This is a genomic window from Streptomyces daliensis (genome assembly GCF_054782395.1).
On record NZ_BAAGSO010000009.1, the window covers coordinates 79,697 to 95,840 of the forward strand.

General features: G+C 71.4%; 17 protein-coding genes. 9 read left to right on the forward strand and 8 right to left on the reverse strand.

From position 1 onward, the window contains the following. Window positions 1-140: 140 nt before the first annotated feature. The 6 genes from ACYVOO_RS02775 to ACYVOO_RS02800 all read left to right on the forward strand — a co-directional run bounded on the left by ACYVOO_RS02775 (window position 141) and on the right by ACYVOO_RS02800 (window position 6,269). Entirely contained in the window at window positions 141-791 is a 651-nt protein-coding gene (locus ACYVOO_RS02775; RefSeq protein WP_453346624.1) for a ScbR family autoregulator-binding transcription factor, read from the forward strand. Between the two features lie 460 nt (window positions 792-1,251). Continuing rightward, on the forward strand, window positions 1,252-2,106 hold the full coding sequence (locus ACYVOO_RS02780; RefSeq protein ID WP_461014046.1) for a ScbR family autoregulator-binding transcription factor: 855 nt from the start codon (window positions 1,252-1,254) through the stop codon (window positions 2,104-2,106). 167 nt (window positions 2,107-2,273) lie between these two features. Then, window positions 2,274-4,247 (forward strand): acetate--CoA ligase, encoded by a 1,974-nt coding sequence (acs, locus tag ACYVOO_RS02785; RefSeq protein ID WP_461014047.1) that lies wholly within the window; start codon window positions 2,274-2,276, stop codon window positions 4,245-4,247. Between the two features lie 292 nt (window positions 4,248-4,539). Continuing rightward, window positions 4,540-5,034, forward strand: coding sequence for a phage holin family protein (locus tag ACYVOO_RS02790; RefSeq protein WP_461014048.1), 495 nt, complete (start codon window positions 4,540-4,542; stop codon window positions 5,032-5,034). Beyond that, window positions 5,031-5,966: an alpha/beta fold hydrolase gene (locus ACYVOO_RS02795; RefSeq protein WP_461014049.1), complete on the forward strand. Its 936-nt coding sequence runs from the start codon at window positions 5,031-5,033 to the stop codon at window positions 5,964-5,966. Before ACYVOO_RS02790 ends, ACYVOO_RS02795 begins: the two co-directional genes overlap by 4 nt. A gap of 126 nt (window positions 5,967-6,092) precedes the next feature. Continuing rightward, entirely contained in the window at window positions 6,093-6,269 is a 177-nt protein-coding gene (locus ACYVOO_RS02800; protein WP_453346619.1) for a hypothetical protein, read from the forward strand. Window positions 6,270-6,324: 55 nt separating this feature from the next. Here ACYVOO_RS02800 and ACYVOO_RS02805 read toward each other — a convergent pair whose 3' ends face one another. From ACYVOO_RS02805 to nth, 3 genes are read right to left on the reverse strand one after another with little or no spacing between them, the layout of a single operon-like run. Then, window positions 6,325-7,524 carry a MarP family serine protease gene (locus ACYVOO_RS02805; RefSeq protein WP_461014076.1) on the reverse strand — a complete coding sequence of 400 codons (1,200 nt, stop codon included), beginning with the start codon at window positions 7,522-7,524 and terminating at the stop codon, window positions 6,325-6,327. Between the two features lie 13 nt (window positions 7,525-7,537). Continuing rightward, window positions 7,538-8,308 (reverse strand): NUDIX hydrolase, encoded by a 771-nt coding sequence (locus ACYVOO_RS02810; protein ID WP_461014077.1) that lies wholly within the window; start codon window positions 8,306-8,308, stop codon window positions 7,538-7,540. Between the two features lie 50 nt (window positions 8,309-8,358). Further along, window positions 8,359-9,456, reverse strand: coding sequence for an endonuclease III (nth, locus tag ACYVOO_RS02815; protein WP_461014050.1), 1,098 nt, complete (start codon window positions 9,454-9,456; stop codon window positions 8,359-8,361). 292 nt (window positions 9,457-9,748) lie between these two features. Here nth and ACYVOO_RS02820 point away from each other — a divergent pair, with 292 nt between their 5' ends. Continuing rightward, entirely contained in the window at window positions 9,749-10,423 is a 675-nt protein-coding gene (locus ACYVOO_RS02820; protein ID WP_016473040.1) for a Crp/Fnr family transcriptional regulator, read from the forward strand. A 119-nt stretch (window positions 10,424-10,542) separates the two neighbouring features. Here ACYVOO_RS02820 and ACYVOO_RS02825 read toward each other — a convergent pair whose 3' ends face one another. From ACYVOO_RS02825 to ACYVOO_RS02840, 4 genes are all read right to left on the reverse strand, one after another. Further along, window positions 10,543-11,373, reverse strand: coding sequence for an MBL fold metallo-hydrolase (locus tag ACYVOO_RS02825; RefSeq protein ID WP_461014051.1), 831 nt, complete (start codon window positions 11,371-11,373; stop codon window positions 10,543-10,545). Beyond that, on the reverse strand, window positions 11,370-12,308 hold the full coding sequence (locus ACYVOO_RS02830) for an NUDIX hydrolase (protein ID WP_461014052.1): 939 nt from the start codon (window positions 12,306-12,308) through the stop codon (window positions 11,370-11,372). The genes ACYVOO_RS02825 and ACYVOO_RS02830 overlap by 4 nt, the downstream gene beginning before the upstream one ends. A 187-nt stretch (window positions 12,309-12,495) precedes the next feature. Beyond that, window positions 12,496-12,960, reverse strand: a complete 465-nt coding sequence (locus tag ACYVOO_RS02835; protein ID WP_461014053.1) for a RidA family protein — start codon at window positions 12,958-12,960, stop codon at window positions 12,496-12,498. Further along, window positions 12,957-13,115, reverse strand: coding sequence for a DUF4177 domain-containing protein (locus ACYVOO_RS02840; protein ID WP_003991873.1), 159 nt, complete (start codon window positions 13,113-13,115; stop codon window positions 12,957-12,959). The genes ACYVOO_RS02835 and ACYVOO_RS02840 overlap by 4 nt, the downstream gene beginning before the upstream one ends. Before the next feature lie 44 nt (window positions 13,116-13,159). Here ACYVOO_RS02840 and ACYVOO_RS02845 point away from each other — a divergent pair, with 44 nt between their 5' ends. Together ACYVOO_RS02845 and ACYVOO_RS02850 are read left to right on the forward strand one after the other, a co-directional pair. Beyond that, the gene (locus ACYVOO_RS02845; protein ID WP_461014054.1) at window positions 13,160-14,128 is read left to right on the forward strand and encodes an ArsA-related P-loop ATPase; all 969 of its coding nucleotides are present in this window, start codon (window positions 13,160-13,162) and stop codon (window positions 14,126-14,128) included. Then, window positions 14,125-15,564, forward strand: a complete 1,440-nt coding sequence (locus tag ACYVOO_RS02850) for an ArsA family ATPase (RefSeq protein ID WP_461014055.1) — start codon at window positions 14,125-14,127, stop codon at window positions 15,562-15,564. Before ACYVOO_RS02845 ends, ACYVOO_RS02850 begins: the two co-directional genes overlap by 4 nt. Here ACYVOO_RS02850 and ACYVOO_RS02855 read toward each other — a convergent pair. Then, complete coding sequence (locus ACYVOO_RS02855) at window positions 15,546-15,890, reverse strand: WhiB family transcriptional regulator (protein ID WP_453346612.1); 345 nt, start codon at window positions 15,888-15,890, stop codon at window positions 15,546-15,548. The genes ACYVOO_RS02850 and ACYVOO_RS02855 overlap by 19 nt on opposite strands. Window positions 15,891-16,144: the final 254 nt, after the last annotated feature.

Sequence of the window (16,144 nt, forward strand, 5' to 3'; positions counted from 1 at the left end):
TCCGGGCAACATCCGGACAGTGACCGACCGTTGACAAACCGTACATGCCGTTTTTATTCTTGACAGGACGTTGATCATTCCCTGCCCGTGTCCCCACCGGCTCGCCGACCACGTGCCGGATCGGCTGAAGGAATCCACACATGAGGCAAGAAAGGGCCGAACGCACAAGGACCGCCCTGACGTTGGCGGCTGCGACGATGTTCGACCGCGTGGGCTACGAACGGGCCACGCTCTCCGAGGTCAGCAGCATGGCAGCAGTCAGCAAGGGCGCCCTGTCGTTCCACTTCGCGAGCAAGGCCGAGCTGGCCGACACCGTCCAGCTCCTGGCGTGCTCGACGGCACGCGCCCGCATGGAGCAACTGCGCGCCAGGGACGTCCCCGCGCTCCAGACGCTCATCGACATGACGCACGCGACCGCGCAGCAGCTCGCGCACGACGAGACGACCCGCGCGGGCGTGCGGCTGACCCGCGAGCGCTGCACTCCTTCCGACCCGTCGGTGCACTCCTTCGCCAACTGGCAGGAGTGCTTCATGGAGGTCGCCATGGAGGCCGAGAAGGACCAGAGCCTGCGGCGGGACCTCGCGCCCCACTCGGTGGCGGCGCTGGCGATGTCGCTCGTCTCCGGTTCGCAGCCGCACCAGCTCGAACCGGGCGTCGAGGTGCACACGTGGCTGAGCGAGCTGTGGGAGCTGTCGCTGCCCGCGCTGATGGCCGAGCAGAGCCCCTGGCCGCTGCGCGCCGCCGGCTCCGAGGCCGACTGGTCCGACGCCCTCGCGCTCGCACCCGCCTGAACCACGAGGGCCGTTCGCGGCCCGGCCGCCCGTCGCCCCCGCGCCCTCCCCCGCCGCGGGGGCGACGGCGTCTTCCCCGGCCCCGGCCCGGACCCGCGCCCACACCCACGCGTCCCCCACGCGCCCCGGGCGCACCCCGACACCCCCGCATGGACAGGACACTCTGCGTGCGCAAGACGAAACCGGATTGACGGATTGTTTACCTCCGGAGGCGATGCGTGGCGGTTCCATGCGGTTTCCCGCAGCCCCCCGCAGCCCCCCGCGGTTTCCGGTCACGACCCGTGCCATCAGGGTGTGGAACCTGTGGCGAGCGTGTCATGGCGCCCCGCACCCGTAAGGCCGGTGCGACGAAGCTGCCAGAATATGAACCGCACGGTCTTTTACGAGCGAACCATGGATACTGTCCGTGCGGTTCTGAGCACCCCCGCTGGTGTCAGATGCGGCGAGAGACGGAGAGGGCATGCCACAGCAACAGCGAGCAGCGCGGACCAAGGCCACGATCGTGCGCGCCGCCGCCGAGGTGTTCGGCAACATCGGGTACGAAGCCGCCACGATCTCCGACATCCTGCGGACGGCGGGCGTGACGAAGGGGGCGCTGTACTTCCACTTCGCCTCCAAGAAGGAACTGGCACAGGCCGTACTGGACGTGCAGGTCAGCTCCGTCCCGACGCCTCCCGAACAGCCGCTGAAGCTCCAGCGGATGCTGGACCAGGGCATGCTGGTGGGGCATCTGCTGAAGCGCGACCCGCTCGTACGCGGCAGCGTCCGGCTCACCGTCGAGCGCGGCGGCCGGGGCGCCCCGGACCGGCGCCTCCCGTATCTGCGCTGGTCCCAAGAGGTGTGGGGGCAGCTGGAGATGGCCCGTGAGAGCGGCGAACTGCTGCCGCACGTCTCCACGAAGCAGACCGCCGAAATGATCGTCGGCGCCTTCGCCGGCATCCAGGGGATGTCCCAGACGTTCTCCGACTACGAGGACGTGTGCGAGCGGGCCTCCAGCCTCTACCACTGCATCATGCCGTCCGTGGCCGTGCCCGCGGTGCTCGGACGCCTGGACATGGCGCCCGACAGGGGCGCCCGTGTCATGGCGTCGATCGAGGTGGCGCGGGACCGCAGCGCGACGGCGGCGGCGATAGCGGCGGCGACGGGCGACACGACGGCCGGGAACAGCACCGGGGGCGGCACCGGTACGGGCACCGGCACCGCGTCCGCCCCTGGCGGCGGCCCCGCCCCCGGCCCCGGTTCCGGCGCCGCCCCCGGGTCCCGCACCCCGAACGGCCTCGACGACGCGGCCGAGTTGGCGCGCACCCTCGCCTGACGGGCCCCCTCCCCCGCACCGGGCAGTCGCGAGGCCGCAGGACCCGTACCCCACGACAGACCTGACAGGTCTAAACCAATTTCTCCGAGGGCCCTTGTCATGGGGGTGTACCGGCTGATGAGCTATGGCCTGGGACACATGCGGACACCCTGGGAAAGGGAGAAGTCGTGAGCAACGAAAGCTCGGCCAACCTGGCCAATCTGCTCAAGGAGGAGCGGAGGTTCGCGCCACCCGCCGAACTGGCGGCGAACGCCAATGTCACCGCGGGGGCGTACGAGCAGGCGAAGGCCGACCGGCTGGGCTTCTGGGCCGAGCAGGCGCGCCGCCTGAGCTGGGGCACCGAGCCGACCGAGACACTCGACTGGTCGAACCCGCCCTTCGCCAAGTGGTTCGCCGACGGCAAGCTGAACGTCGCGTACAACTGCGTCGACCGCCACGTCGAGGCGGGCAACGGGGACAGGGTGGCCCTCCACTTCGAGGGTGAGCCCGGCGATTCCCGCTCCCTCACCTACGCCGACCTCCAGCGCGAGGTCTCCAAGGCCGCCAACGCGCTCACGGAGCTGGGCGTCAAGGCCGGTGACCGCGTCGCCGTCTATCTGCCGATGATCCCGGAGACGGTGGTCACGATGCTGGCGTGCGCCCGTATCGGCGCCCCGCACTCGGTGGTCTTCGGCGGTTTCTCGGCCGACGCGCTGGCCACCCGCATCGAGGACGCCGACGCCCGCGTGGTCGTCACGGCCGACGGCGGCTACCGCAAGGGCGGCGCCTCCGCCCTCAAGCCCGCCGTCGACGAGGCACTGACCCGCCCCGGCACCGAGAACGTCCGCAACGTGCTGGTGGTCAAGCGGACGGGCCAGGAGGACATCGAGTGGACCGAGGGCCGCGACGTCTGGTGGCACGACGTCGTCGAGCGGCAGAGCGAACAGCACACGCCGGAGAACTTCGACGCCGAGCACCCGCTCTTCATCCTCTACACCTCCGGCACCACCGGTAAGCCGAAGGGCATCCTCCACACGACCGGCGGCTATCTGACGCAGGTCGCCTACACCCACAGCGCCGTCTTCGACCTCAAGCCGGAGTCCGACGTCTTCTGGTGCACGGCGGACGTCGGCTGGGTGACAGGCCACTCGTACATCGTCTACGGGCCGCTGGCCAACGGGGCGACCGAGGTGCTCTACGAGGGCACGCCCGACTCCCCGCACAAGGGCCGCTGGTGGGAGATCGTGCAGAAGTACGGCGTCACCATCCTCTACACCGCGCCCACCGCGATCCGCGCCTCCATGAAGTGGGGCGACGACATCCCGGCGAAGTTCGACCTGTCCTCGCTGCGCGTCCTCGGCTCCGTCGGCGAGCCGATCAACCCGGAGGCGTGGGTCTGGTACCGGCACCACATCGGCGGCGACCGCACGCCCGTCGTGGACACCTGGTGGCAGACGGAGACCGGCGGCATCATGATCAGCCCGCTGCCCGGCGTCACCGACACCAAGCCGGGATCCGCGCAGATCCCGCTGCCCGGCATCGCCGCGACGGTCGTGGACGACGACGCGAACGAGGTGCCCGACGGCGGGGGCGGCTATCTGGTGCTCACCGAGCCGTGGCCGTCGATGCTGCGCACCATCTGGGGCGACGACAAGCGCTTCCTCGACACGTACTGGTCGCGCTTCGAGAACAAGTACTTCGCGGGCGACGGCGCCAAGAAGGACGACGACGGCGACATCTGGCTGCTGGGCCGGGTGGACGATGTGATGCTCGTCTCCGGGCACAACATCTCGACGACCGAGGTCGAGTCCTCCCTCGTCTCGCACCCCAAGGTCGCCGAGGCGGCCGTCGTCGGCGCGACGGACCCGCAGACGACGCAGGCCATCGTCGCCTTCGTCATCCTGCGCGGCACGGCGGCCGAGGACGAGGGGCTGAGCGAGGAGCTGCGCTCGCACGTGGCCAAGCAGCTCGGCCCGATCGCCAAGCCGAAGCGGATCCTGCCGGTGGCGGAGCTGCCCAAGACCCGCTCGGGCAAGATCATGCGGCGCCTGCTGCGCGATGTGGCGGAGAACCGCGCCCTGGGCGACGTCTCCACGCTGACCGACTCCTCGGTGATGAACCTGATCCAGGACAAGCTGCCGAGCGCGTCGAGCGAGGACTGAGCGAGAACTGGGCCCGACGGTCCAGGCTGAGGGCTGAAAGTGAGGGGCGTCCGGCACGGCCGGGCGCCCCTCACCCGTCCCGTACGGGACCCCCGTAGCGCCGCCGTTCCCGTACGGCCCGTCGAGGTGGCCGCGGGCCGACGCGTGACGGACGATGATCCGGCATGCTGAGGGAGCACGGGGGCATACGCCCACCCCCGGCGTGACACGTCACCCTGAGCGGTACAGAGTGGCGGTACAGAGTGACAGCAGAGCATCGAGCAGCACGGGTCAAGAGAAGAGGGAGATACCGATGAGCGCAGCCGACGACGGCCGCAGCCTCGGCCAGTTGGTCGCCGCGGCAACCGCCGAGATGTCCGCGCTGGTGCACGACGAGATCGCGCTGGCCAAGGCCGAGATCCGGCAGGACGTGAAGCGGGGGGCGATCGGCGGCGGCGCCGGGATCGCGGCAGGCGTGCTGCTCCTCTTCTCGCTCCCGGTGCTGAGCTTCGCCGCCGCCTACGGCATCCACAACCTGGGGCTCGGCCTCGCCTGGTCCTTCCTGATCGTGGGCGGCGCCTTCATCGTGCTGGCCCTGATCCTGGTGCTGGCGGCGGTCGTCAAGTTCAAGAAGATCAAGCCCCCGGAGAAGTCCATCGCCTCCGCGAAGCAGACCGCCGCCGTCCTCTCGAACGTCAAGCCGCACCCCCGCGCGGCCCGCGCGGACTCGGACGGTCAGGTCCTCGTGAAGCCGAACGGTTCGACGGTCCGCGCCGCAGACGAGCATGTGACACGCTCGTCCGTATGACGCTCCCCGACAGCCCCGCGACAGTCGTACGACCCGAAGGCCCCTGGACCCACCGGGACGTGGCGGCCAACGGGGCACGGTTCCACATCGCGGAGATGGGCGACGGGCCGCTGGTGCTGCTGCTGCACGGCTTCCCGCAGTACTGGTGGGCCTGGCGGCACCAGCTCCCGGCGCTCGCCGAGGCCGGGTACCGCGCCGTCGCGATGGACCTGCGCGGCGTGGGCGGCAGCGACCGCACGCCCCGGGGCTACGATCCGGCCAACCTCGCCCTCGACGTCACCGGCGTCATCCGCTCCCTCGGCGAGCCGGACGCGGCGCTGGTCGGACACGATCTGGGCGGCTACCTCGCGTGGACGGCCGCCGTCATGCGCCCCAAGCTGATCCGGCGGCTGGCCGTCGCGTCGATGCCCCACCCGAGGCGCTGGCGCGCCTCGATGCTGGGCGACCTGCGGCAGACCTCGGCGGGCTCCTACATCTGGGGGTTCCAGCGGCCGTGGGTGCCGGAGCGTCAACTCGTCGCGGACGACGGAGCACTGGTCGGACGGCTCGTACGGGAGTGGTCGGGCCCGAAGATGTCGGACCACCTGGACGACGCGGCCGTCGAGCGCTATCAGCGCGCCATGTGCATCCCCTCGACGGCGCACTGCTCGATCGAGCCGTACCGCTGGATGGTGCGCTCGATGGCGCGGCCCGACGGCATCCAGTTCAACCGGCGCATGAAGCGCCCCGTGCGCGTGCCGACGCTCCACCTGCACGGCTCACTCGATCCGGTACTGCGCACCCGGAGCGCGGCGGGCTCGGTGGAGTACGTCGAGGCGCCGTACCGTTGGCGGCTCTTCGACGGCCTGGGACACTGGCCGCACGAGGAGGATCCGGCGGCGTTCACGGCGGAGCTGGTGAGCTGGCTCAAGGACCCGGAGCCCGACCGCTAGTTCCCCAGCGGGGTTCCCGTAGCCGCGATGGGTGGCCGTACAGGGCCGTAAAAATGCCCCCAGCATAGGCCGATTGGATGCCCCCGAAGCGGTTACTGACCATGGGGCGCGGGCACAGTGCGCTGTATGGGCTGGACGCACGACTACCGTGACGTGGCACGTAACCGCAGCATTCTGAGGGAGAAGGTCCCTGCCCAGCGCATGGACCGCCACCATCCCCAGAACCCCGATCCGGGAATTCCCCACCTGCTCCGCCGCAGGGCGCGCTGGTTCGGCGCACGCCTGCGGCACTCGCGCGGCTGAGTCCCGGCTGACGCTCACGTAGCGGTCCCGCGCGTCGAGTCACCGAGTCACCGCGTCACATCGCGCAGCCTTCCGTATCGACCTCGCGCTGTGCGGTGCGTCCCTTCGCGATGTCCTCGCGTACCTCGTCGGCCGTGAGCGCGTAGCCGGTGTCGGGGTTGTCGAGGGACTTGGCGAAGACGACGCCGTAGACCTCGCCTTCGGGCGTGAGCAGCGGTCCGCCGGAGTTGCCCTGGCGGATGGTGGTGTAGAGCGAGTAGACGTCGCGGCGGACGGTGCCCCGGTGGTAGATGTCCGGGCCGTTGGCGTCGACCCGGCCGCGCACGCGCGCGGAGCGGACGTCGAAGGCGCCGTTCTCGGGGAAGCCCGCGACGATGGCGTCGTCGCTGCTGGAGGCGTCGTCGTCGGTGAAGCGGAGCGCGGGGGCCTGGAGCCCCGGCACGTCGAGGACGGCGATGTCCCGCTCCCAGTCGTAGAGGACGACCCGCGCGTCGTAGAGCCTGCCCTCGCCGCCGATCTGCACCGTCGGCTCGTCCACACCGCCGACGACGTGCGCGTTCGTCATCACGCGCTGCTGCCCGAAGACGAAGCCCGTCCCCTCCAGGACCTTGCCGCAACTCGACGCCGTGCCCAGCACCTTGACGATGCTCTGCTTGGCCTGCGCGGCGACGGGGCTCTTGGCCAGCTCCGGATCGGGCGCGGGCACGGAGGTGATGGGCTCGTTGGAGAAGGGCGAGAAGACCTGGGGCAGGCCGTTCTGCGCGAGCACCGAGGAGAAGTTGGTGAACCAGGTGTTGGCCATCTCGGGCATCACCCGGGAGATGCCCTGGAGCACCCGCGAGTCGCGCACCTCCTTGCCGAGCGTGGGCAGCGACGTACCGGCGAGGGCGGCGCCGATCAGCCAGGCGACCAGCAGCATCGCGAGCACGTTGACGAGCGCGCCGCCCGCCGCGTCGAGGGCGCGCGCGGGGTTCCAGGTGATGTGCTGCCGCAGCTTGTTGCCCAGATGCGTGGTGCCCGCCTGGCCGACGGAGGCCAGGACGATGACGATGACCACCGCCACCACGACACCGAACGTGCCGGGAGAGGCCCCGTCGGAGACGGCCTTCCAGACGACGGGAAGCACGAGGATGCCGACGAGCCCGCCCCCGAGAAACCCGACAACGGACAGCACACCGACGACGAAACCCTGGCGATAACCGACGGCCGCGAACCACACGGCGGCCAGCCACAGCACGATGTCCAGCACATTCACGAGAGCCACCGTCTCATGCGTGCCAGTCGAGCGGGACACGCTTCTCGCGGTCCCACGGGCGCTCCCATCCGGCGTAGTGCAGAATCCGGTCGATCACCCCGGCCGTGAACCCCCAGACGAGCGCGTTTCCGACGGTGAAGGCGGGCCCCCTGTGGCCCGAGGGGTGGACGGACGTGGCGCGGTTGGCCGGGTCCGTCAGCTCGGCGACCGGCACCGTGAACACGCGCGCGGTCTCGGCCGGGTCCACGGGCGCGACGGGCGTGGGCTCGCGCCACCAGCCCAGCACGGGCGTGACGACGAAGCCGCTGACGGGGATGTAGAGCGCGGGGAGCGTCGCGAAGATCCGCACCCCGGCCGGATCGAGCCCGGTCTCCTCCTCCGCCTCGCGCAGCGCGGCACGCAGCGGGCCCTCGCCGAGCGGGTCGCCGTCCTCGGGGTCGAGCGCGCCGCCGGGGAAGGAGGGCTGGCCCGCGTGGGAGCGCAGGCTGGAGGCCCGCTCCATGAGCAGCAGCTCGGGGCCGCGCGGGCCCTCGCCGAAGAGCACGAGGACGGCCGAGGGGCGCCCGCCGCCGTCCGCGGGCGGCAGGAACCTGCTCAGTTGCTCGGGCGCGACGGTGCGGGCCGCTCGGGCCACGGGGGCCAGCCAGCCGGGCAGGTCCCGGTCGCTGACCTCGACGTCGCCCAGGGCACCCACGTCGGCCGGAGAGCGGCCGGGCCCGTGGCCGTCGCGGCCGTCACCGGGACCGGCGCCGGGGCTGTGCGGGCCGTCCGACGGGCCGTGCATGCCGTACGTGCCGTGCGTGCCGTCGTGCGCGGAACGGGGGCGGGCTCCGCTCACTCGGCGGCTCCGGCGCCCGCTGAGGCGGACACGGAGACGACGGTGGACGCGGAGGCGGCGGAGGCGGTCGTGGACGCGCCGAGGGGCGGCGCGGGCGGCCCTGGGAAGTCGGCCGGGGGCTTGAGACGCTGCCCCGGCTGCCCCGCCATCTCGTACTTGAGCAGCTTCTTCGCCTTCTCCGGGTCCATCTCGCCCTCGCCGTACGACGGGCACAGATGCGTGATCGGGCAGGCACCGCAGGCGGGCTTGCGCGAGTGGCAGATGCGGCGGCCGTGGAAGATCGTCCGGTGCGAGAACATCGTCCACTCGCTCTTCGGAAGGATGTCGGCGATCTCCGCCTCCACCTTCACCGGATCGGTCTGCTCCGTCAGCCGCCAGCGCCGCACGAGCCGCCCGAAGTGGGTGTCCACCGTCAGCCCGGGGACCCCGAACGCGTTGCCCAGCACGACGAAGGCGGTCTTACGGCCCACACCGGGCAGCTTGACCAGCTCTTCTATGGTCCCGGGCACCTCGCCGCCGAACTCGTCCCGCAGCCCGGCCGAGAGCCCGAGCAGGGACTTCGCCTTGGCGCGGAAGAAGCCCGTGGGCCTGAGCAGCTCTTCGAGGCGCTCGGGCTCTGCCGCCGCCATGTCCTCGGGGGTGGGGTAGGCGGCGAAGAGCGCCGGCGTCGTCTGGTTGACCCGCAGGTCCGTGGTCTGGGCCGAGAGGACGGTGGCGACGAGCAGCTCGAAGGGGTTCTCGAAGTCCAGCTCGGGGTGTGCGTAGTAGTACACCTCGGCCAGCTCGCGGTTGATGCGGCGCGCCCGGCGCACGATCGTGGCCCGCGACTCGGGCTTCGCGGCCTTCACCGGCTTGGCCGCCTTCGCGGGGGTCTTCTTCGCGGCGGTCCTCTTCGCGGGGGCCGCCTTCTTGGCCGGAGCCGCCGCCTTCTTCGCGGGAGCGGTCTTCTTCGCGCCGACGGCCTTCTTCGCGGAGGTGGTCTTCTTGGCCGGGGCGGCCTTCTTGGCGTTTTCGCTGGCCGGAGCCGTCTTCTTCACCGACGCGGACTTCTTCGCGGGCTTACGGGCCCCCTGATCGGCGGCACTCTTCGCCACGCTTGCCCCTTTTGCCTGTTCTGCGGGCGCGTGTTCGCCCACAGCGGAATCTTCCTTCGCCGTCACCCGCCCGGCCCCCTTCTCCGTGCGCTCACCGGGGTATTGGACACTCGGCCAGACTAAAGGGGACCACCGACATTCGCCCCGCACGAAGGCAATTAACGGTCCAATCGGCCCCCTGCCGTAGGGGCTGTGCGTCACGTGCGTCAAACTTGTGATTGATCGCACTGTTTTACCGTCCGGCATCATGGGACCGACGCACTCCATGGGCAGGTCGACAAGGAGAGAACTCGTGGACGACGTTCTGCGGCGCGCGCCGCTCTTCGCGGCGCTCGATGAGGAGCAGGCCGCTGAGCTGCGCGCCTCCATGACCGAGACGACGCTCGCCCGCGGGGAGGCCCTGTTCCACGAGGGTGACCCGGGCGACCGTCTTTATGTGGTCACCGAGGGCAAGGTGAAGCTGCACCGCACCTCCCCCGATGGCCGCGAGAACATGCTGGCCGTACTCGGGCCGGGTGAGCTCATTGGCGAGCTCTCCCTCTTCGACCCGGGTCCACGGACGGCGACCGCCTCCGCGCTCACCGAGGTCAAACTGCTCGGACTGGGCCACGGCGACCTTCAGCCCTGGCTGAATGCGCGCCCGGAGGTCGCCTCCGCGCTGCTGCGGGCCATCGCCCGCCGTCTGCGGCGCACCAACGACTCCATGTCCGACCTGGTCTTCTCCGACGTTCCGGGGCGAGTGGCGAAGCAGCTCCTCGACCTGTCGCGCCGCTTCGGAGTCCAGTCGGAGGAAGGCATCCACGTCGTCCACGACCTCACTCAGGAGGAGCTGGCCCAGTTGGTCGGCGCCTCCCGCGAGACGGTCAACAAGGCGCTCGCCGACTTCGCGGGCCGCGGCTGGCTCCGTCTTGAGGCCCGCGCCGTGATCCTGCTCGACATCGAGCGGCTGGCGAAGCGCTCGCGCTGACCTGATCCGGTCACATAGGACGTAGGTAAGGGGCGCCCTCCTGGGAGGGCGCCCCTTACTTCTGCCTACTGGTGCGCGCGTCCGTGCGGGCGGGCGGCTCCGCCCCCGGCACGCGGGCCTCAGATCAGCCCGTGCTCCCCCAGATAGTCGAGCTGCGCCTTCACGGACAGCTCGGCGGCCGGCCACAGCGACCGGTCCACGTCCGCGTAGACGTGCGCGACGACCTCGGACGAGGTGACGTACCCGTTCTCCACGGCCGTCTCCACCTGGGCCAGCCGCTTGGCGCGGTGCGCGAGGTAGAAGTCGATGGCGCCCTGCGCGTCGTCCAGCACGGGACCGTGGCCCGGCAGCACCGTGCCGACGCCGTCGTCCACCGTCAGCGAGCGCAGGCGGCGCAGGGAGTCCAGGTAGTCGCCGAGCCGCCCGTCGGGGTGCGCGACGACGGTGGTGCCCCGCCCCAGGACCGTGTCGCCGGTCAGCACGGCCGCGTCGGCCGGTACGTGGAAGCAGAGCGAGTCGGCGGTGTGCCCCGGAGTGGGCACGACGCGCAGCTCCAGGCCGCCCGTGGTCACGACGTCCCCCGCGGCCAGCCCCTCGTCGCCCAGCCGCATGGCGGGGTCCAGGGCCCGTACGGACGTGCCCGTCAGCTCGGCGAAGCGGGCCGCGCCGTCCGAGTGGTCCGGGTGGCCGTGGGTCAGCAGGGTGAGCGCCACCCGCCGCCCGGCGCGCTCGGCCGTCGCGACGACGTCCTTGAGGTGCGCCTCGTCCAGGGGGCCGGGATCGATGACGACGGCGACGTCGGAATCGGGCTCGGCGACGATCCAGGTGTTGGTGCCGTCGAGCGTCATGGGCGACGGGTTGGGCGCGAGGACGCAGGTGGCGCGCGCGGTGCCCATCCCGGTGAGCGCACCGCCCCGCGGCTGTCCTGGCAGTGCGGCGGCGTCGGTCATGCGGTCCCGTTCCTCGTCGTGTCGCCAGGGCCTTCCCCGCCCGTACCGGCTTCCGCACCGGAGGCGTGCGTCCGCACCCGCTTCGTGAACTCGTCGTGCCCCGGCCAGCTCAGCACGATCTCGTCGCCCTCCATGCGCGCCTTCGCGAGCACGGGCGTCAGATCCCGGTGCGCCGAGGCGGCGAGCACCTCGTCGACCGTCCCGTAGGGGATCAGTTCGCGCAGCGTCGCGATCGTCGGCGGCATCATCAGCAGCTCGCCCCTGTCGTAGCCGTCGGCCGCGTCGGCCGGCCGGGTCCACACGGTGCGGTCGGCCTCCGTCGAGGCGTTGCGGGTGCGCTGGCCCTCGGGGAGCGCGGCGACGAAGAACCAGGTGTCGAAGCGGCGCCGCTCGAACTCCGGGGTGATCCAGTGCGCCCAGCCGCCCAGCAGATCACCGCGCAGCACGAGCCCGCGCCGGGCGAGCAGATCGGCGAAGGACAGCTCGTGCGCGACGAGCGCCGCCCTGTCCGCCTCCCAGTCCTCGCCCGTCGTGTCGACGACGACCGTCTCCGGGTCGGGGCCCGCGAGCAGGACGCCGGACTCCTCGAAGGTCTCGCGGACGGCGGCGCAGACGATGGACTGGGCCGTGGCCTCGTCCGTACGGAAGCGCTCGGCCCACTCCGCGCGCGTCGGGCCCGCCCAGCCGAGGTCACGCTGGTCGCTCTGGTCGCGCGCGTCGACGGAGCCGCCCGGATACGCGTACGCGCCTCCGGCGAAGGCCATGGAGGCGCGTCTGCGCAGCATGTGGACGACGGGGCCCGAGTCGGTGTCCCGGAGGAGCATGACGGTCGCGGCCCGCCGCGGCGGCACGGGAGTGATCTCCCCCGCGGCGAGGGCCCGGATGCGCTCCGGCCACTCCTGCGGGTACCACTGGCCGTTGGTGGTGGACGACATGGGCGGATGCTACGGGTCCCCGCGCCGATGTTCGAGGGGGACTCCGTCCCGTCGCTGCGGGAGGCCGTCACCCGTACGGTCCCCGGAGGGACGCCGTAACCGGAACCCGAACCGGAACCGGGTCCAAACCCGTAACCGGAACCGGCCGTACGGTCCGTCAGCCCGCCGGTCCGGCAGCCCCGGTCCGTCAGTCCGTCAGCTCGACCTGGATCTCGACCTCGACGGGCGCGTCCATCGGCAGCACCGCGACGCCGACCGCGCTGCGCGCGTGCACGCCCTTGTCGCCGAGGACCTCGCCCAGCAGCTCGCTCGCGCCGTTGATGACGCCCGGCTGGCCCGTGAAGTCCGGGGCAGAGGCGACAAAGCCCGTGACCTTGACGACGCGCGCGACGCGGTCCAGGTCACCGGCGACGGATTTGACCGCGGCGAGGGCGTTGAGCGCACAGGTGCGCGCCAGCTCCTTCGCCTCCTCCGGGGTGACCTCGCCGCCGACCTTGCCGGTCAACGGCAGCTCGCCCGCCACCAGCGGGACCTGGCCCGCGGTGTAGACGTACGGGCCGCTGCGCAGCGCCGGTACGTACGCGCCCGCCGGGGTGGCGACCTCGGGCAGGGTCAGGCCCAGCTCGGCCAGCCTGTCCTCGGCCGCGCTCACTGCTTCTCCCGCTTGAGGTACGCCACGAGCTGCTCGGGGTTGTTCGGTCCCGGCACGACCTGGACCAGCTCCCAGCCGTCCTCGCCCCAGGTGTCCAGAATCTGCTTGGTCGCGTGCACCAGCAGGGGCACGGTCGCGTATTCCCACTTCGTCATGGTGCCGAGCGTAGCCCGTCGCCCCGGTGGTTAGGCTCCCGGGCGTGAGCAGGCTGCATGTTGTCACGGGCAAGGGCGGGACCGGGAAGACGACGGTCGCCGCCGCACTCGCACTGGCGCTCGCCGAGGAGGGGCAGCGCACGCTGCTCGTCGAGGTCGAGGGGCGCCAGGGGATCGCGCAGCTCTTCGAGACGGAGGCACTGCCCTACGAGGAGCGCAAGATCGCGGTCTCACACGGCGGAGGGGAGGTGTACGCCCTGGCCATCGATCCCGAGAAGGCGCTGCTCGACTATCTCCAGATGTTCTACAAGCTGGGCAGCGCGGGCAGGGCGCTGAAGAAGCTCGGCGCCATCGACTTCGCCACCACGATCGCGCCGGGGCTGCGCGACGTACTGCTGACGGGGAAGGCGTGCGAGGCCGTACGCCGCAAGGACAAGCGCGACCGGCGCGTGTACGACGCCGTGGTCATGGACGCGCCGCCCACGGGGCGCATCACCCGCTTCCTGGGCGTCAACGAGGAGGTCGCCGACCTCGCGAAGGTCGGCCCCGTCCACAACCAGGCCCAGGCGGTGATGCGGGTGCTGAAGTCCCCGGAGACCGCGGTGCACCTGGTGACGCTCCTGGAGGAGATGCCCGTCCAGGAGACCGTCGACGGGGTGGCCGAGCTGCGGGGCGCCGGGCTCCCGGTCGGCTCCGTCATCGTCAACATGGTGCGCCCGCACCTGCTGGACCAGGACCTCGTGGCAGCGGCCGACGGGCGCCGCGAGGAGATATCCGAGGCCCTCGCGCAGGCGGGCCTCGCCCAGGGCGGCGCCCTCGTGCGGCCCCTGCTCGACCAGGCGCACGCCCACGCGGAGCGCGTCGCGCTGGAGCGCGCGCAGCGCAGCGAGCTGGAGAAGCTGGGGCTGCCGGTGCACGAGCTGGGGCTGCTCGCCGACGGCGTCGAGCTGGCGGGCCTGTACCAGCTCTCCGCCGAGCTGCGCGACCAGTGGCCACACAAGGAGGCTGCATGACACCCGCGACCCCCGCGACACCACACAAGGAGCACGGGGAGCACAAGGAGCACAAGGAGGCCGCTTCGGGAGCCCTCCAGGAACCCCGGCTGGACGTCGATCCCCTGGTGGACGACCCGCGGACCCGGATCGTGGTCTGCTGCGGCTCGGGCGGCGTCGGCAAGACGACGACGGCGGCTGCCCTGGGCGTACGGGCGGCCGAGCGCGGCAGGAAGGTCGTGGTCCTCACCATCGACCCGGCCCGCCGCCTGGCCCAGTCGATGGGTCTCAGCGAGCTGGACAACACCCCGCGCAAGGTCCCCGGGGTGGACGAGTCGGCGGGCGGCGAACTGCACGCCATGATGCTCGACATGAAGCGGACCTTCGACGAGATCGTCGAGGCACACGCCGACCAGGACCGCGCCCGCGCCATCCTGGGCAACCCCTTCTACCAGTCCCTGTCCGCCGGCTTCGCCGGTACGCAGGAGTACATGGCGATGGAGAAGCTGGGGCAGTTGCGGGCCCAGGACACGTGGGACCTGATCGTCGTGGACACCCCGCCCTCGCGCTCGGCGCTGGACTTCCTGGACGCCCCGAAGCGGCTCGGTTCGTTCCTGGACGGGAGGTTCATCAAGCTGCTGATGGCCCCGGCGAAGGTCGGCGGCAAGGCGGGCATGAAGTTCGTCAACCTCGGCATGGCCGGGCTCTCGATGTTCACCGGCGCGCTGAACAAGCTGCTGGGCGCCGGGCTGCTCAGCGACGTGCAGACCTTCGTGGCCGCGATGGACACCATGTTCGGCGGCTTCCGCACCCGCGCCGACGCCACCTACCGGCTGCTCCAGGCCCCCGGCACAGCCTTCCTGGTGGTCGCGGCGCCCGAGCGGGACGCGCTGCGCGAGGCCGCCTACTTCGTGGAGCGGCTGGCCGCCGACGACATGCCGCTGGCCGGTCTCGTCCTCAACCGCATGCACGGCAGCGAGGCGTCGCGGCTGAGCGCGGAGCGGGCACTGGCCGCCGCGGAAAATCTTGAAGAGGGCGGCATTGTGGATCTCGGCCACGGGAATGGTGAGGGGCACAGCGTCCCGTCGGCCGCTCCCGAGGGCGACTCCCCCCGCCCCGGAGCCCGTCAGACCGACGACGCGGTGGACGACGAGGAGACACACGCAGACGAGGGGACACACGCATCCGCCGTCTCCGCACACGCACACGCGTCCGCGCAGCAGCTCGCCGCGGGCCTGCTGCGCCTGCACGCGGAGCGCATGCGGCTGCTGGCCCGTGAACGGCGCACGCGCGACCGCTTCGCCGCGCTGCATCCTGAAGTGCCCGTCGTGGAGGTGGGCGCACTGCCGGGGGACGTGCACGACCTGGCGGGGCTGCGTGCCATCGGCGACCGCCTGGCCCGTCAATCGCGCTCGGAGGACCGGCCCGACCGGCCGGATCACCCCGCCACGGCGTAGTCCTCTTCCTCGTCGTCGAGACCGACGTCGACGGGGAGCACGCCCGTGTCGCGCTCGTACTCCGTACGCGCCGTCTCCAGGAGGCGTCGCCACGAGGTGACCGTCGGGCGCCTGCGCAGGAGTGCCCTGCGCTCGCGCTCCGTCATGCCACCCCAGACACCGAACTCCACGCGGTTGTCGAGGGCGTCGGCCAGGCACTCCGTACGCACCGGACATCCGGTGCAGACCGCCTTGGCGCGGTTCTGGGCCGCCCCTTGTACGAACAGTTCATCCGGATCGGTCGTGCGGCAGGCTGCCTGCGCACTCCAGTCGGTTACCCAGCTCATAGCCGGTGCCGTCCTCTCCCGAATCGAGGCTCCCCCACGGCGGTGAACGGCATATTCACCGTTGCCAGTTGAGGACGTTACGGAAGCGGGGCAGGGCGCAACACCCCCTTCGGGCCCAATCTTGAATGGCCCGAACGGACTATGCGTATGCGGCAGATCACCCAACGGAGTGAGCCGGTGACATAAAAGTCTTATGGGGTGGGACGGGACAGTTCGACTCCGCCAAACGGAACGCGCGGCTAGCGCATACCGAC

Bases quoted from the DNA above. Each gene is read 5' to 3' on its own strand.
- ACYVOO_RS02825 (WP_461014051.1), bottom strand. From the start codon at position 11,373: ATGACCGACGCCGCCGCACTGCCAGGACAGCCGCGGGGCGGTGCGCTC.
- ACYVOO_RS02775 (WP_453346624.1), top strand. From the start codon at position 141: ATGAGGCAAGAAAGGGCCGAACGCACAAGGACCGCCCTGACGTTGGCG.
- ACYVOO_RS02810 (WP_461014077.1), bottom strand. From the start codon at position 8,308: ATGCACGGCCCGTCGGACGGCCCGCACAGCCCCGGCGCCGGTCCCGGT.
- ACYVOO_RS02830 (WP_461014052.1), bottom strand. From the start codon at position 12,308: ATGTCGTCCACCACCAACGGCCAGTGGTACCCGCAGGAGTGGCCGGAG.
- ACYVOO_RS02790 (WP_461014048.1), top strand. From the start codon at position 4,540: ATGAGCGCAGCCGACGACGGCCGCAGCCTCGGCCAGTTGGTCGCCGCG.
- ACYVOO_RS02840 (WP_003991873.1), bottom strand. From the start codon at position 13,115: ATGACGAAGTGGGAATACGCGACCGTGCCCCTGCTGGTGCACGCGACC.
- ACYVOO_RS02800 (WP_453346619.1), top strand. From the start codon at position 6,093: ATGGGCTGGACGCACGACTACCGTGACGTGGCACGTAACCGCAGCATT.
- ACYVOO_RS02780 (WP_461014046.1), top strand. From the start codon at position 1,252: ATGCCACAGCAACAGCGAGCAGCGCGGACCAAGGCCACGATCGTGCGC.
- ACYVOO_RS02855 (WP_453346612.1), bottom strand. From the start codon at position 15,890: ATGAGCTGGGTAACCGACTGGAGTGCGCAGGCAGCCTGCCGCACGACC.
- ACYVOO_RS02795 (WP_461014049.1), top strand. From the start codon at position 5,031: ATGACGCTCCCCGACAGCCCCGCGACAGTCGTACGACCCGAAGGCCCC.
- ACYVOO_RS02850 (WP_461014055.1), top strand. From the start codon at position 14,125: ATGACACCCGCGACCCCCGCGACACCACACAAGGAGCACGGGGAGCAC.